The sequence below is a fragment of the Paenibacillus aurantiacus genome (assembly GCF_042431225.1).
Taxonomy (GTDB): domain Bacteria; phylum Bacillota; class Bacilli; order Paenibacillales; family Paenibacillaceae; genus Paenibacillus_Z; species Paenibacillus_Z aurantiacus.
On sequence record NZ_JBHMDO010000047.1, the window covers coordinates 100,377 to 117,691 of the forward strand.

7 protein-coding genes are annotated in these 17,315 nt (G+C 59.0%); 1 reads left to right on the forward strand and 6 read right to left on the reverse strand.

Features of this window, described 5'->3' with window-relative positions; all coding sequences use genetic code 11:
- Window positions 1-77: 77 nt before the first annotated feature.
- Complete coding sequence (locus tag ACFFSY_RS28740; protein WP_377500680.1) at window positions 78-8,996, reverse strand: non-ribosomal peptide synthetase; 8,919 nt, start codon at window positions 8,994-8,996, stop codon at window positions 78-80.
- A 501-nt stretch (window positions 8,997-9,497) separates the two neighbouring features.
- On the opposite strand from ACFFSY_RS28740, the gene ACFFSY_RS28745 reads away from it, so the two are divergent.
- Entirely contained in the window at window positions 9,498-10,166 is a 669-nt protein-coding gene (locus ACFFSY_RS28745; RefSeq protein ID WP_377500683.1) for a flavin reductase family protein, read from the forward strand.
- Between the two features lie 34 nt (window positions 10,167-10,200).
- Here ACFFSY_RS28745 and ACFFSY_RS28750 read toward each other — a convergent pair whose 3' ends face one another.
- The 5 genes from ACFFSY_RS28750 to ACFFSY_RS28770 all read right to left on the reverse strand — a co-directional run bounded on the left by ACFFSY_RS28750 (window position 10,201) and on the right by ACFFSY_RS28770 (window position 17,196).
- Window positions 10,201-10,506 carry a hypothetical protein gene (locus tag ACFFSY_RS28750; RefSeq protein WP_377500685.1) on the reverse strand — a complete coding sequence of 102 codons (306 nt, stop codon included), beginning with the start codon at window positions 10,504-10,506 and terminating at the stop codon, window positions 10,201-10,203.
- 178 nt (window positions 10,507-10,684) lie between these two features.
- Window positions 10,685-12,379: a M3 family oligoendopeptidase gene (locus tag ACFFSY_RS28755; RefSeq protein WP_377500688.1), complete on the reverse strand. Its 1,695-nt coding sequence runs from the start codon at window positions 12,377-12,379 to the stop codon at window positions 10,685-10,687.
- 151 nt (window positions 12,380-12,530) lie between these two features.
- On the reverse strand, window positions 12,531-13,694 hold the full coding sequence (locus ACFFSY_RS28760; protein WP_377500691.1) for a purple acid phosphatase family protein: 1,164 nt from the start codon (window positions 13,692-13,694) through the stop codon (window positions 12,531-12,533).
- Between the two features lie 230 nt (window positions 13,695-13,924).
- Window positions 13,925-15,682, reverse strand: coding sequence for a methyl-accepting chemotaxis protein (locus tag ACFFSY_RS28765; protein ID WP_377500693.1), 1,758 nt, complete (start codon window positions 15,680-15,682; stop codon window positions 13,925-13,927).
- Window positions 15,683-15,975: 293 nt separating this feature from the next.
- On the reverse strand, window positions 15,976-17,196 hold the full coding sequence (locus tag ACFFSY_RS28770) for a right-handed parallel beta-helix repeat-containing protein (RefSeq protein WP_377500696.1): 1,221 nt from the start codon (window positions 17,194-17,196) through the stop codon (window positions 15,976-15,978).
- Window positions 17,197-17,315: the final 119 nt, after the last annotated feature.

Genomic DNA, 17,315 nt, shown 5'->3' on the forward strand with positions numbered 1-17,315 from the left:
TCTCGCTCCGCCCGCAGGCGAGCGAATTCCACTATGACCAGAATCGCCTGGCTAGTCGCGAATGAGACGCCGCTAAGCTAATGGATGCTATCGGACGAGCTGCCTGCTTCGCTGCGGGCAAGCGCCGCCTGCGTGACGATCCGGGCCAGCTTGACGTAATTGTCGATCAGCACGCGAACGCCGTCCGCGTGCAGCCGCTTATCGTTGAAGGCCAGCGTAAAGTCGAACGAGCCGAAGGCCGGACCGGGCTCGTAAGACAACCGAATGTCGAATTGCCGGTACAAGCCCTGCTCCCCGCCGAGTCTTCGGTGGAAGAGCGGAAGCACCTCGCCATCCGCCTTGTCGATATGGACCGAATCCATCGCGGCCAGTGCATAACGCGGATGCGCGCCCATCTCGTCCTGGATTGCACGCTTCGTCAAGCGGACAAGCGCGCCGAAATCCACCGCTTCGCGAATATCCAGCTGCAAGGAGACCGCGTCGACGCCGTCACTTAGCGCTGCCTGAATCGGCACGATCGGCTGCTTGCTCAAGCTAGCCAGCACATAAGCGAACAAGGCGAGCAGCACTGTTCCTTCTTGCGTGTCTTCCGCGGATGCGATCCCTCTGATGCCTTGGGCCAAATCAGCCTCGAGCTTGAACCGGAAGGCGCGCTCTTGCGCCCGCGCGCCGCCAGCGGCCACCATGAACGCCGGCACCGGAAGCAGCGGCAGCTCCCGAAGCGCCGCCCTCGACATGGCACGCTCCATGAAATCCGCCAGTTCGGCGATAGTCGGATACGCGAACAGATCGGTCACCTTGACAAGTCTCGGATACAGCTCGTCGATACGGGCGTGCACCCGAATGAGCAGCAGCGAGTTGCCGCCGATCTCGAAGAACGGATCGCGCGCGCCGACGCGGGCTACGCCCAAGAGTTCGCTCCAGATGGCGGCGAGCCGCTTCTCGAGCTCGCTGCCAGGCTCGACGTGCCGCCCGGAAGGAGATGTATTCATATCCGGCGTCGGAAGGGCGCTGCGGTCCAGCTTCCCGTTCGCCGTCACCGGCATGCGCGTAACGCGAACAAAGAACGCCGGCATCATATAATCGGGCAACTCCGTTGCCAGATACGCGCGCAGCTCCTGCGCCGGAAGTTCAGAATCCGACGCGTAATACCCGCATAGGAAAAAACCGCCATCCCGATCCGGCTTGGCAAGAACAGCCGCATCCCGAACGTCCGGATGCTGCCGGAGCCGGTATTCGATCTCGCCGAGCTCCAGCCGTTGGCCGCGGATCTTCACTTGATTGTCGATGCGGCCCAAATACTCGATATTCCCGTCGGGACGCCATTTCGCCAAGTCGCCGGTTCGGTACAGCGATCCTTCGCCCGCAATCGGATGGGCGGCGAACTTCTCGCGCGTCAAGTCAGGACGGTTCAGATAACCGCGCGCAACGCCGACGCCCGCGATGCAGAGCTCGCCCGGCACGCCGATCGGCTGCAGTTCGCCGCGAGGACCGAGAATATACAGCCGAATGTTATCGATCGGCTTCCCGATCGGGATGGAGCTCGCGCGCTCCTCCGGCTCGCAATCGTAATACGTCACGTCGATCGCCGCCTCGGTCGGTCCGTATAAATTCGCCAGACGCGCATGCGGGAACAGCCGGTAGAACGCCTCTGCTTGCGCAGGCTGCAGCGCTTCTCCGCTAGCGAACGCCTGCTTCACCGAGCCTAGACGTTCCGCGGCTTCTGCCCGTTCCGCGAATTCGGCGAACAGCGTCAGCATCGACGGCACGAAGTGCAAGGTCGTTACCCCCGCCGTCTCGATGGCGTCCAACAGCTGCGAAGGGTCCTTCTCGCCGCCAGGCTCAAGCAGATGCACCGACGCGCCAGCCATGCTCCACCAGAGCAGCTCCCAGACGGAGACGTCGAACGTGATCGGCGTCTTGTGCAGAATGACGTCCGATGGGCCGAGCGGATAACGCGCCTGCATCCAATTCAATCGGTTGACGATGGAGCGGTGCTCGATCATGACGCCCTTCGGCTGACCGGTTGATCCGGACGTGTAGAGCACGTAGGCCAAGCCGCTCGCATCCGTCGTTCGCGGCAGGGCTGTCGCATCGTCGTCCCATTGCCCCCCAATTGCAAATCCCGTTGCTTCGTCCAGCAAGATGATCTCACCTGCGAAGTCATGCGCCAGATCGGTAAGCACCTCGCGTGTCAGCATCGCGCAAGCTCCGCTATCCGCCAGCATGTGTGCGATCCGCGCAGGAGGCAGTCCCGGCGAGATGGGCAAGTACGCCCCGCCTGCTTTCAACACGGCATAAATCGCGACGATGAGAAGCGGCGATCGTTCCGCCATGACCGCGACGACACGATCACGGCCAACGCCGTGTTCGCGCAGACGCCGCGCCAGCGCGTTCGCCCGCATGTTCAGTTCGCCGTACGTCATCATGCCTCCGCCGTCCCGCGTGACCGCCGGCCGGCCAGGGTTCTGCTCGGCATGCTGCTCCAACCATTCATGAACCAGCAGCTCTTCCGGATAGGGGGTCTGCGTATCGTTGAACGTCTCCATCATTTGACGGACTTCTTCCGGCGGCAAGAGGGTCAGCTCGCTGATTCGTTGGCCCGGATCCCCGATCGCCTCGCGCAGCAAGTGAACATAATGCCCCGCCATTCGCTCCGCGGTCTCCTGCCGGAACAAGCTCGAAGCGTACTCTAGACGTCCGGACAGCTTGCCGCCGGTCATCGTGATTTCGAGCGTCAAATCAAACTTCGCCGTGCGCGTCTCCAGCTGCTCCGCGGTCATGGCAAGACCATCCGCCGCAAGCTCCGGCAGCTCCTGATTCTGCATCGCGAACATGACGCTAAATAGCGGAGATCGGCTCGGGTCGCGCCTGACATGCAGCTTCTCAACCATCGCCTCGAACGGGTATGCGTCATGCGAGAGCGCCTCGATCGTCCCTTGCTTCACCTCAGCCAACAGCTCGACGAACATGTCGTCGGCGGCCAGGCGCTGACGAAGCGGAAGCGTTCCCACGAACATCCCTATGAGCGGGAGCGTCTCCGCCTGGCCGCGCCCGGCCACAGGCGTGCCGACGATAATATCCTCCTGGCCTGTATATTTGAACAGAAAGGCATAGTAAGCCGCGAGCAGCACCATATAAGGGGTGACCCCTTCGCTTGCCGCGACCGCGTGCAGCTTCCGCTGCAGAATGTCGTCGAACGCGAGCGGCACGCTTGCGCCTTCGAACCGCTGGACCGCCGGCCGCAGCTCATCCGTCGGCAGCTGCAGCACGGGAAGCTCGCCTGATAATCGCTCCAGCCAGTAGCATTCATCCTCTAGATAGGCTTCCGAGCACGCCAGTCCTTGCTGCCACACCGCGTAATCTTTGTACTGGACCTGCAGCGGCGGGAGCTCCTCTCCTCGGTACAGCGCGAGGAATTGCTCCGCGAAGACCACGCCGGACAATCCGTCGGCGATCAAATGATGGAAGTCGAAGATCAAATAGCCGCTAGTAGCCCCTAGCTCGACGACGCCCGCCCGCATGAGCGGAGCACGGCTAAGATCGAACGGCCTCACGAATGCCGCAAGCCGCGCCGATGCGTCAGTTTCGCTTTCGGCCGCGTAGACTTGCAGTTGGAATTCAGCCGCTTCATGAATGAATTGAGCCGGCGCGCCGTCCGCCCACCCGAACGCAGTACGAAGCGATTCGTGCCGCTCGATCAGCTTCGCGATCGTCGCCTCGACCTTGCGCTTATCTAACTGGCCTTCGAACCGCAGCGCGAACGGAAGATGATAGACCGTGCCGATCCCTTCCATCTGCTGCAGAATGAACAGCCTTTGCTGCGCCGGCGAGAGCGGGTAATGATCGCTTGATTCGGCTGGCTCTATGGTGCCCGATATGCCAGAGCGCGTTACCGCCAACACGTTCGCCAGTCCCCGGATTGTCGGCTCTTCGAACAGGTCTCGGATCGTGATCGCAAGCCCGAGCCGATGCTGGATCAGCGCCGCGGCCTGCGCGGCTTTGAGCGAGTGGCCGCCCAGCTCGAAGAAGCTGTCCGTCACGCCGAATTCAGCCGTACCCAGCACCTCTGCCCATATCGCCGCAAGCTGCGCCTCCCGCTCGTTCGCGGGCTCCTCGCGATCCGCCGCGCCAGCCGTAATCGGCTTCGCTTCCGGCAGCGCATGGCGGTCCGCCTTGCCGCTTGCCGTAAGCGGCATCGACGCGAGTATCGCCCAGTGCGTAGGCACCATATAATCCGGCAGCTTCCTCGCGATGCCGCTTCGGAGGCCCGGCAGTTGGATATCCTCATCTGCCACGATATACGCGCAGAGCCTGTCGCCGCCTTGCTCGTCCCGGGTCGCCGCAACCAGGCAGTCCTTCACTCCGGCCTGCTTCCTGAGCTCCGCTTCGACCTCCCCGCATTCGATGCGATAGCCGCGGATCTTCACCTGATGGTCGATTCTGCCCAAATAATCAAGGTTGCCGTCCGGACGGAGACTCGCCAGATCTCCCGTCCGATACATTCTCTCTCCCGGCATGTATGGGTCTGGTACGAACCTTTCCGCGGTCAAAGCCGGCTGATTCCAGTAAGCTCTCGCGAGTCCGCATCCCGCGATATAGAGCTCGCCCGCTACGCCCGGAGGCACTAACCTGCGCCGCTCATCCATGACGTATAGACGCGTATTATCGATCGGCCTGCCAATCGGCACGGACTGGCCCAGCTCGCCTTCGCCGCAGTCGAAATAGGACACATCTACCGTCGCTTCCGTCGGACCGTACAAATTGATTAATTTCACTGCCCGCAGCCCCGTCAAGGCACGGAACCGCTCGACCGTGCGGAGCGGCAGCGCCTCGCCGCTGCAGAAGACGACGCGTAAGCGCGTCAGCTTGGCGAAGGCCCGCGGATGCCGCTCCGCGTAGTCGAGGAAGGCGCCGAACATGGACGGCACGAAATGCAGCGCCGTCACCTCGCGCGCTTCCATCGCCGCCATGATTTGCGCGGGATCCCTCTCGTCGCCGGGATCGAGCAGACAGACAGAAGCGCCGGCCATACTCCACCAGAATAGTTCCCATACGGAGACGTCGAACGTAATCGGCGTTTTCTGCAGGATCACGTCGCCGGACCGCAGCGGATACGCCTTTTGCATCCAGCTAATCCGGTTGATGACGCTGTGGTGCTCGATCGCGACGCCCTTCGGTCTGCCCGTCGAACCCGATGTATAAATCACATAAGCCAAATGGCGTGAATGGCCGATCGGTTCAAGATCCCCGCCGTCCTGCTCATACAGGCGCGCATCCTCCAATAACAGCAGATTGCCGTTGTAGCCAGTATCGGCCGCCCATGTCTCGCTTACGAGGGACTCCTGCGCGAGCAGCAGCGAAGTTCCGCTGTCCGCCAGCATGTAGCGAATACGCTCAGGCGGATAGCCCGGATCGATCGGCAAATAAGCTGCTCCCGACTTCAGCACGGCCATGATCGCGATCATCATCTCGGGCGAGCGGGCCGCCAAGACGCCGACGATCGCGTCCGGCGCAGCGCCAAGGTCCCGCAGCGTCCGGGCCAGCCGGTTGCTCTGGTCGTTCAACTCGCGGTACGTCATCGACCGGCCACCGTGCGTAACGGCAGGCGCTTCCGGCATTGTTCTCGCGCGTTCTTCAAGCCACTGGTGAATTAACCGCTCCCGGTCGTACGGCGATGTTGTAGCGTTGAACGACGCCAGCAGCCGGCGTTCTTCCTCTTCAGTCAACAGGCGAACGGTCTCCAGCGCCTCATCCGGTGCGGCTGCCGCTGCGCCGAGCAGATGAACGAACCGGCGCGCGAATGCTGCGACCGTCTCGGCCTTGAAGAGCTTCGCGTTATATTCGAACACAGCGTCCAATCCGCCGTCTTCGCGGCAGAATACGTCCAATTTGAGATCCAGCTTGGACGTGCCGTTGTGATAGTCGACCTGCTCCCACCGGATGCCGTCTAACTCGAAGCGGATATGCGGATCGAGCTCGTTGTGGTAGATCAGCATCGTATCGAACAGCGGGTTGCGAGAAGCGTTCAGCTGACCGCCCCCGAACGCCGCCATCTCGTCATAGGGAAAATCCTGATTGTCGTAGGCTTCCACCAACACCGTGTGCAGCCTAAGGGCGAACGCGCGGAACGGCTCGTCTGGGAGCAGCGCGCCTCTGATCGGCAAATAATTATTGAACATCCCGACCATCAACTCGGCATCCGGATGGGCGCGACCCGCCACTAGCGATCCGACGATCCATTCGTCCTGGCCGGTATACAGGCGGAGCGTCCACATATACGCGGCGAATAGGAGCGTATTGACCGTTACGCCAAGCGAAAGCGCAAGCCGATCCAGCTCGGCGGCGAGCTCCGGACCGATGCCTTCGCGGACGATATCGCCTGAATATGTCTTGAACGGTGTCCGGGCGTAATCCGCCGTCAGCTGAAGGACTGGCCACTGACCGGCCAGCTGGCCGCGCCAATATTGCGATTGCCGATCGAGCGCTTCGGAAGCCATCCGCTTCTCCAGCCATACGGCATAATCCTTATACTGAACAGGCATCGCGGACAGCGTCTCCCCGGCATAGAGCAGCTGGAATTCCTGCAAAAGCCGCGAGAGCGATATCCCGTCGCATACGATATGATGGAAATCCATCAATAAAAAGCTGCGCCCTTCCTCGGCATACAATCCGAACCTGCATAACGGCGCTTCGCTTAGATCGAACCGGCGGGCGAAGAACCGCTTCGCTGCCTCGCCGACCGTATCGCTCCCGGTCAGGAACATGATCGGGCACTCCGCATTCGTGACAACTTGCTGTCTGATCTCCCCGTTCGCATGTTCGAAGCAGGTCCGCAGCGGCTCATGACGCTCCACCAGCGCTTCGATCGCTTCGCCCAGCTTGAGCGTGTCCACATGCCCGTTCACCGCGAGCACGAGCGGAATGTGGTAACTGGTGCCGATGTCGTTCAACTGCTCCTGGATGAAAATCCGCCGCTGCGCCGGCGTCACCGGATACGTATCGGCTTCAAGCGCCTTGAAGAGCGGTTCGATCTGGCGGGTCCCGGCCGTTCGCAGCCAAGCCGCCAGCTCGCCTGCCGTCGGATGGTCGAAGATGTCCCGCATGTTCACCTCGAAGCCGAATTGCTCGCGCAGCCTGGCGGCGAGCATCGTCGCCTTCAACGAGTTGCCCCCGAGCTCGAAGAAATGCGCGCTGCCGCCAAGCGGCCCATCGAGGCGCAGCACTTCCTTGAATAATGGCGTCAAAATCCCTCCTGATTCGTCTGTTTGGTCCTCCGCGTCTATTGCGCCGGATGTTTGCGCGCCGAACAGGCCGTTCAGCGCCTCGATTGCCGTTTGGAATTCGCCCCTTTCGAATTGCTCTGCTAATTTGTAGCGCGCAAGCTTACCGCTCGTCGTCTTCGGCAGCCGTTTGACCGGTAGCACGTGCGTAACTTCGATGCCCGCGCGTTGGTTCAAGTGCCGCCTCAGCTTCGCCGCAAGCTCCGCGAACTGCTCAAGCTTACGGCGGTAGAGCACGAACACCAGCGCGATGTTCGCTCCTGTCGCCGGATCGGTCGCGCCCGCGGCCGCCACCTTGCCAAGCTCGATCTCATCCAGCGACTCCGCCAGCCGCTCCAAATCATGCGGATATACGTTGCGTCCATTGACGAAGATGAGATCCTTCTTCCGGCCGGTCACGGTCAACCGCCCGCCGCGCAGGAACCCCATGTCTCCGGTGCGCAGCCAGCCGTCTTCGGAGAAGGCTTCGCGGGTCGCCTCCGCGTTGTTGTAATAACCCCGCGTTACGTTAGGACCGCTGATTTGGATTTCGCCGATCCGTTCATCGGCCAGCGCCGCGCCTTCATCGCTGCATATCCGCAATTGACAACCTTCCACGGGAAAACCGAGATCGACTACGGTTAGACGCCGCTCGTCATTCTCGTCCGTTAGCCGGACCTGCGAGTTCTCGGCCGCCGAGTCGCGGTCTAGATGAAGACAGGCAAGCCCTTCGTTCACAGGCGGGAACGTCACGGCTAAGCTCGCTTCGGCCAAGCCATACACCGGAAACATCGCGCCTGGCCGCAAGCCGTACGGCATTAGCCGCTCCGTGAATAATCGGCACCACGCTTCCGAGATCGGCTCGGCGCCGTTAAATATTAGCCGCACGCAGGACAAGTCCCATTCGCGGGCCAGCTCTTCTTTGAAATAGTGAAGGAAATGTTTGTAGCCAAAGTTGGGAGAGGAGATCTGGGTGATCCGATGCTCGTTTGCTTTGTGCAGCCAGAGCGTCGGGTTCTGTACGAAAAGCGCTGTCGGCATGATGTACTGATTGATGTTGGCGTAGATGGGCGACAGGTGAAATCCGATCAAGCCCATGTCGTGGGTGAGGGGCATCCAGCTCAGCGATGATCCGTTCTCCGCGGCCTGCGAGCCGTCCACGATCTGCTTCATGTTCGCAAGCAGATTGCCATGGGTGAGCATAACCCCTTTAGGCTCGCCCGTGGAACCGGAGGAAAACTGGATGAAGGCGATATCGTCGCAGTCGGCCGCGTAAACCATTCCGAAACCGGAGGTGTCGTCGATCTCCTCCAGCGCGATGAATCGCTCCTCGAACGCAGCCGCGCCACTCGTCGCATCGGCCCAAATTCGTTCAAGCTGCAGCCGATCCTCGCGGGGAGCCGCCAAGTAAGGGCGGTTCAGCAAGCGCACAATGTTGCCAAGCTTCGCGCGCTGCTCGTCGTTGCCCGCATCGGTCACCGGAACCGGACGGAAGCCGCCCAATATGGCGGCCCAGAACAGGCAGACGAACGATTCGTTGTCATCGATTTGCAGGACCAGCTCGTCCCCGGGGCTCATGCCCCTCGCCTGCAGGCCATACAGCAGACGGCGCGCACGATCATAGAGGCCGGCGTACGATAGCGATCGCTCTTGCGTCGCCTGGATGAAGGTTATTCCTTTCTCTTCCGAAGCGCGGATATGCAGCAGTTGCGTTAAATTTCCAAAAACGGTCAAGGCATCAAACCCCCCATGAATTTGAACAAGCACTGACGTTGCAGGAATCGCGGACAGCTATGCGGTTGTAGGCGAGAAGTAGTAAATAATAGCAATTCTAAGACCTTGCCCAATAACCGACAAGGACAATTTCCTCTTGGTGATGGGGGAATAATGAATGGATAAGCCAAGCATTCATAGGCAAATAGGTTAGGTATAAAATTCCAAAATATACCAGAATCCAATACTTCCCGGACTATTCGCCTAGTAACCGGGGACTGTTCGTAATCCATGTTCTCGATCCTTGCACTAGATTCCATAATATTGAAAATCGGATCGGAAATGCAGATGAACTTCCACCTTTAACCGAATCCTCCCGTACAAGTTTACAAAAACAAAACCCCTGTTTAGCGGCCTTCGAACCCGCAAAATTTCACAATCTTGCTCTTATAACCCAACAGTCCGCTAGCTCTGAACGCTGCGTGGTACACTGATGTCAATTTCAACCGAGGAGACTTGCGCATGCACACCGTAATCGAACCGAAAATTTTATATTTTGGCACTTCCGTCGTGCTGATCAGCACGCTGAATCCGGACGGAACGCCCAATCTCGCCCCGATGTCGTCCGCGTGGTGGCTGAACCGATCCTGCATGCTCGGGATGAGCGACAAGTCGCAAACCGTGCAGAACCTGCTGCGGCATGGCGAGTGCGTGCTCAATTTGCCGTCCGTCGACTTGATCCCCGCCATCGACCGGTTGACGCTGCTGACCGGCAGCAGCCCGGTGCCGGCCACCAAGGCCGCGCGCGGCTACCGGCATGAATCGGATAAATTCGGCACCGCCCAACTGACCCCGGCTCCGTCGCTTGCGGTAGAACCGCCCCGCGTGCTGGAGTGCCCGGTGCAGCTTGAAGCGAAGCTCGTCCGCGCGCATCCATTCGAGCAGCCGAGCTCGCTTATCGCCTTGGAGGTCGCGATCGTGCGCGTCCATGCGGAGGAATCGATTCTGTCGCCGCTTGGGGCGAACTACATCGACCCGGCGAAGTGGAAGCCGATGATCATGAACTTCTGCGAATATTTCGGCCTGGGCGATCAGCTGTCCAGCTCCAGGCTTGCCCCGGTATTCGGACCGAAGGCCGCGTCGGCTTCAACAAGCCAACCGCAATCCACTGCCTCGGATGAGAGACGTTAACGCCAAAAAAGCCCGGGATACCCCGGGCTTGGATTCAACCATGCCCACGCTCGATCCAAGCGCGCCGCAAACGCAGAATCCCCTCTTCCATTCGCTCCTCCTCCACGCCGCCGAACCCTAAATAAACGAGCGCGTCGGCATGCTCAACCGCTCCGGCATCGCCGTCCTCGTGTCCAACATAGATGCGTACGCCTGCCTGCTCCGCCAACAGCTGCCAATGGCGGGCGCCGCCTTTCGCGTGTATTCTTCGAACAGTACCATCTCGTGCTGAACGGCTGCTCCGATTTGATGCGGGTCCGCGATAGAATTCGCCTAGGATCGACTGCGGTGCGGGCAGCATAACTGAAGGCCGCTGGGCTCGCCCGGCGATTTTCCCCATTAAGCTAGTTCATCATGCCCGCATCCTGGAGCAAACGCATCAGTGCGGCTGCCGCATCGTCACGGGTGCCACCTTGCCACCAACCCGGAAACGGCAAACAAGCCGGTACCACCCAGGTACCGGCTTCTCGCGCAGTATATTACAGCTTCGTATCGTCTACCCCGTCCAGCCAGCGCTCGATCCCGCCGATCACGGACTCGACGCAGCCGTTCTCGAACGGCGAGGTCAGCCCGGCGAACTCGACTAAGCCGAGAAACGACTGCGCGCCGCCCGCGCGGCAAAGCTTGAGGTAATCCGCCCACGCCGCCTCGAAGTTGTCGTTCATCCGGTTCCAGAACTGGAAGGCGCAAATCTGAGCCAACGCATAATCGATATAGTAGAACGGGTAGTGGTAAATATGGAGTTGACGCTGCCAATAGCCGCCCTGCTCCAAATAGTCGTTCCCCTCGTAGTTCCGATGAGGCAAGTACTTGCGCTCGATCTCCCGCCATGCACGCTTGCGCTCGTCCGGCGTCGCGTTCGGATTGCTATAGATGACATGCTGGAATTCGTCCACCGCCACGATGTACGGTACGATGAGCAGCGAGCTGGCCAGATGGTCGAAGCGGTACTTCTCCGCATCCTCCTTGAAGAACCGGTCCATCCATGGCCAAGCGAAAAACTCCATGCTCATCGAATGGATCTCGCACGCTTCCGACGTGGGGAAGTAATATTCCGGCACGCCCAAATGACGGCTCTCATACACCTGGAACGCGTGACCGACCTCGTGCGTCAGTACGTCGATGTCCCCCGAGGTGCCATTGAAATTCGAGAAAATGAACGGCACTTCGTATTCCGGCAGGAACGTACAGTAACCGCCGCCTTGTTTGCCTTTCTTGCTCACGAGATCCATCAGGCCGCGCTCGTTCATCATGCGGAAGAACGCGTCGGTCTCCGGCGACATCTCTCTGTACATGTCCGCCCCATTGGCGACGATCCACTCCGGGTCGCCCTTCGGCGTCGGGTTGCCGGTCGGGAAGCTGAACGAGTCGTCGTAATACTTCAGCTGCTCCACGCCGATGCGCGCCTGCTGACGTTCCTTCAGCTTACTCGCCACGGGAACGATATGCGTCAGCACTTGATTGCGGAAGTTGCTCGCCATCTCTTCGTTATAGTCGGTCCGGCTCATGCGCGCGTAACCCACCTCGACGAAGTTCTCGAAGCCCAGCTTGCGGGCGATCGTCGTTCTCACCTGTACCAGCTCGTCGAATATGCGATCGAGCTCCTGCCCGTTCTCGGCCATGAAGCGATAGCGCGCTTCCGCCGCCTGCCGCCTTGTCTCCCGGTCCTTCGACTGCTCGAATGGAATGAGCTGCGGGAGCGTCCGCTCTTCGCCTTCGAACGGGATTTTGGCCGAGGCCATCAGCTGCGCGTATGCGGAGACCAGCTTGTTCTCCTTCTGCAAATCCTCGATAATCTCGGGCTTGAACGTCTTGAGCGATAGCTCGGCCAGCTGGAACAACTGCTTGCCCCAGATCGCCTCCAGCTCGCCGCGGAATTTGGATTGTACGAGCGCCCGATAGTAATCGGTGGAATATTCTTGAATGACGGGCTTGATTTCATCGATATAATCTTGTTCCGTCTTGTAAAATTCGTCGTTCGTGTCGATGGAGTGCCGGATCTCGACCAGCGTGCATTGCGTCTCGAACGCGATGCGAAGCGCATTGACGGCCTTGAGCGCCTCGTTCTGTTCCTCGGCGGTCCGGGCGTCGTTGAATCGTTGAATCAATGCTTTGTACTGCTCCTCGATCTGCTTGACATCGGGACGCTCGTAACGGAATTCGCTGAAATTCATAATTAAAGTCCACCCTCCAACACGTGATATATAACCTTTTATTTACAATAAATCCGCACATGCAACCGCGCATCAATCCCGGATCATCTATTAATTACAACACAAGTCCCATTATTTCCTTGTTATACACGATAAAATTTTACAGATAACATCAAAAATAACGTTTGCCCGATACATCCTTGTAAAAGCCGAATCGATCAAACAGCCTGCCCTCGTCATCGATCGCTTGAAGCTCCAACGTATGGGGCGTAATCACAACGTGCAGGAAATGCGGGACCGCCAGCGATTGGGCCGTATGCCACTCTCGCTTGGGCAGCAGCCAGCTCGGCATTGCGCCTGCGCCGCCAGCCACGACATACACAATCCCGTTCTCGTAGTCGATCCCGCCATCGCGGATCGGGTGACTACGTTCGTACGCAATGGTATGCGAATTCAGCACGAGGTCCACGCCATGCTGCTCGAGAACGGGGGACAGCGCGCGTAGAGCCTCGACTTGATAGCCCCCGGATACATATGGCGGGTAGTGGAAAAAGACGATTTTCCATCTGGCGTCCGACTCCTCCAGTGCGCGAACGAGAAAATCGAACTGTTCGTGACCGGGCGCCATTTTACCCGAATCCAAGGGGTAGGTATCGTTATCGATCAATTCCGTGCTATCCAAACAAATGAAACGGGCATCGCCATAATCAAAGGCATAGAAACGACTTGGTGGAGGGTAAGCGAAAAATCGATGAAACCAAGGGGAATGATTCTCATGATTGCCTAAGCAGCAATAGAAAGGAGTGTCAGAAAGCAGTTCTTTGCCTGGAAGGAAGAAATACCGCTCCCAGTCTTCAACGTTGTGACCATCGTTCACGATATCCCCTACGAAGAGCGCAAAATCAGGTCGATACCGCCGCATGTGATGAAACACGTTCCGATTAATTTGTCCTTCGGATGTATCGAACCCGCTATATCCTCCCGTCTCGCTCGTAACCGCCAGAGAGAAAGGCGTCCCTCTCTGAACCGCCGTCTTCAAAAAGAACTTGCCGGACGCCACATTGTCGTGTTCATGAGAGGAGTGAACTTGATAGTGATAGACGGTGCTTGGCGCAAGACCCTCGAGCGTAATCCGATGAATGACGGTAGACTCCTTAAGATGGACGGTCTGCACGACTTGCTCAGGCTGCTTGTAATTACCCAGATAACCGCTGTGAATGCGTTCAGCTTGCCACACCATCACCTTGGAATCTGCCGGTTCCGAGGTCTCCCACATGACCGTAACGGTATGTGGAGTTGGCCATTGCAGATAAGGCCCCTTCACAATGGATAGCATGCTCTCCCTCGCTCTCGCCTACAAGAATGAACATCAAAATATCCAGAACTACCCATTATCCCAACACCCCCAGTATATCGAACAGCCCTTCCGGCGTAAACCCGCGGTTCCTCTCCCCTCCTCTCCCCTCTCCCTCTCTGCACGCAAAAAAACCTGCCCCCATGGCGGGGGCAGGCGTCTCATATACGTTAAATCTAAGGACACGACGCATGACGCATCTCGTTCATCCGTCACACCTTCACTTGCGCAACCGCTTCTTGCATTCGAGCCGCGCTCTCGCTTAGAGCCGTCGCCCCTTCGTGCACCTGCCGCATCTTCTCCAGCTGGCGCTCGGTCAGCGTCTGGATGCTCCGCGTCTGCTCGGAGACGCCGCTTGCGACGCTTGCCATGCTGCTGACGGTGGCGGCTACTTCCTCAGAACCTGCCGACAGCTCTTCGACAGCAGTGGATACCTCCATGATTTGGCCGGCCACGAGTTGGAATGCTTCCACCGCATGCGAGAAGGCCTGTTCGGCCTCGGCCGACAGCCGCGTCCCCTCTCCGATCTCCTTCGAGGCTTCCTCCATCTGCCCGCCGATCCGCGCGGCTTCATCCGTGACGTGAGCGAGCAAAGTCGTAATTTGCTCGACGGACGCGGCAGAACCTTCCGCCAGCTTACGCACCTCCGAGGCGACGATCGTAAACCCTCGGCCATGCTCGCCCGCGCGGGCTGCCTCGATGGACGCGTTCAAGGCGAGCAGTTTCGTCTGGTTCGCGAAATCGCTGATCGACGCAAGCGCTCCCCCGATCTGATCGGTATAGGTTTGAAGGCGGCGCGCGGTCGCAAGCGTCTCGCTCGTCTGCGCCGCGATGCCCTGCATTTGCCCGTTCATATGCCGAACTGCGGCCTGACCGCCGCCTGCCATCGTCAGCGCTTGCGAAGCGGCCTCCGACACCTCCGAGGACGATTCCGAGATACGGATGATGCCTTGTGCCATCTCTTCCATCGCCATGGCATTGTCCTGCGCGCTCTGCGTTTGGCTATACGCCCCTTCATGAATATGCTGGATGGAACCGCTGACCGTCTCGCTCATGGCCAGCATCTCTTGCGCATGACCGGCGAATTCAGCCGACGAAGCAGCCACGGCGCTTGACGTCTGAGACACTTCCCTAACGATTGAGCGGACCATATCGTTCAAATGCGTCGACATGTGGAGCATCGCTTGGTAAGCCGACCCGATCTCATCCTTCGACTTCACCGGTGCATCCACCAGCAGCTGATGCGCCTGGGCCAAATGTCCGGTCGCCATCTTGCCGGCGCTAGCCGTAATCGTCCGCAGCGGGCGAAGCGCATGGGAGACGAACCAGACGATGAGCGCAAGCGCGATGAGCGCGGCCGCGAGCACGATCGCGTACAGCGGGATGCTCTTGCGAACGACCTTCTCGGTCAAGTTGTTGAACACGCTGGCATCCGTATCGATGCCAAGCGCCCCGATCAGCTTCCCGTCCGCATCCTTCATCGGGACGAACGCCGAAATATAATCGCCGTACTCCGGATTCTTGATCAACTCGGAGCTGGCCCGCTCTCCGCTTAACACAAGACGCGCCGCCTCTTCCGGCATATCGGTCTCTTCGTTGATCGGTGAAGCGAGCGGATCGCCCTTCGGTCTGCCATCGATCAAGAGGAGCGGCGACTTGTCCGCCTCCACCTGGACGAAGTAGACATAGTAGGCGCCGATGGACAAGCGGAATTCATCGAGCTGCGCGCGCAGCTTCCAGTACTGATCATTCTCCTGAGGGTCTTGCATGAACGCCGCATAGTCGCTGGTGTCGATCTGGTCGACATAATGCTCGGCGATGTCCATATTGTAGTTGCTAATGGCCTCTTCCACGGCGGATCTGGTGTTGACGAGCTGAATAACACTGTTGCCGGCAATGATCAACAGGATGACGATCGTCAGAACGACGAGAATCCGTGCGATTAGCCTTGTCCTAAACCAAGCGATCATGCATAATTTCCTTCCTGCCCCTAGGCATATGGTCGTGTATTTCGATCTTTTTCGACAAAAAGGAATAAAAATCCTTCTTTCCACCAACTTTTTCTATGCGAACGTCTTCTTTGTGCGATTTGGGAGACGCCTTCCAGCTTGCGCTTCCGTCAATGAACGGATGCTTCCCGCCCCTTCCCATCAACAAAAGGCGAGGTGCTCCTTGCGGAGCTCCACGCCTATCTGCTGCTTCTATGTGCAGCCAAGCCGGCTTTCTGATGCCCACTCTGCTGCTGAATCGGACGAACTCTTCCTTATTGCACCGTCACATTCCCTCTGTACATATTGCCAGCCGGGCTTCTCGTATTACCTTTGGCCGTCGCGTTCGAATTGCTGTAGGCGCCCACCACATAGACCGCGCTGTTCGTCAAATATACGGTGTTGTTGTTGAACTGATTGTTGATGCCCCAGCCCGCGATAATCTCGTGCAGCTGGAATGCGTCGACGAGCACGTTGTTATTGTTCTGGTAGCCGATGTTGTTGCGGATGACCGCTTCATTCCCTTTGACGTCGATGAAGCTGTCCGCGTAATTTGCCCCGCTAATGCCTTCGCCATAGAACGTGCAATTCTCGACGAGCGTGCCAACAGTCCGCTCCTTGATATCGATATGCTCGGCGGTCACGTTCGGGCCAATGACGACGCCGCGGATGGTGTTATAGTGCGTATTCGGATTGTAGCTCGCGCCGTCCGCCGAGCCGACGTAGACGCCTTCGCCGTAGCCCGCGCCGGTCTTCCCGGTATCATGAATGTAAGAGTTCTCAATCGTGTTATACGAGCTGCCGTCCCGGAAATGAACGCCTTCGTATCCGATATTGTACACCTCAACGCCTGTAATGAGCGTATAGTTGGCATTATCGAGCATAATGCCCTTCTGCGCGTTCGTGAACTTCAAATTCTTGATCCTCCAGTAGTCGCCCGTCACTTGCAGCGCGTAACCGGAGCCTGCGGAATAACCGGACAGGATCGCGAGGTTGTTCGGGTCGGCGCTCTCGATCGTAATCGGCGAGGCCGCCGTGCCATTCACCCCGGAAGAGAAGCTGCCCGTATAGGTGCCTGCCGACAGGACGATCCGCTGTCCAGGCTGCACGTTCTTGAGCGCGCTGTGCAAGCAAGAAGCTGTTGAACACGCGATCGCACCGGCTGCAGGTGGTTGCGGCGTCGGCGTGCCCCCTCCGCTCCCGGAATCGCAAGCACCTTGATCTGCCCAAACGCCCGACTGCCCCGTCGTCCCAGGCTCTTCGCCGCTCGTCCACCATTTGGCCTGCCACAGCTTGTTCTGATGCGTCACCTGCGCGCCTCCATTATAGACTGCTGTGGCGCTCCATGACGGAGCCGTGCATGCCGCAGCCGCGACGCTCTGCGGCTTCGCGATCGCGATTCCCGTCATTACCATTGCGCTTACGGCCAGCAGCAGCCCGAGAAGGAGCATCGTCCCTCGCTTCGCCAGGCCTGCTTGTTCGCCCACTGTCATCATTCTTCATTTCCCTCCTTAATGTTAATGGTCGTCCGATTCGGACTTTCGTAACGCGAACTTCGGTTCCCGCGTCCGTTCGTGATCGCCTTGCGGCGCTGCTGCGTGCCATCACCACCTTT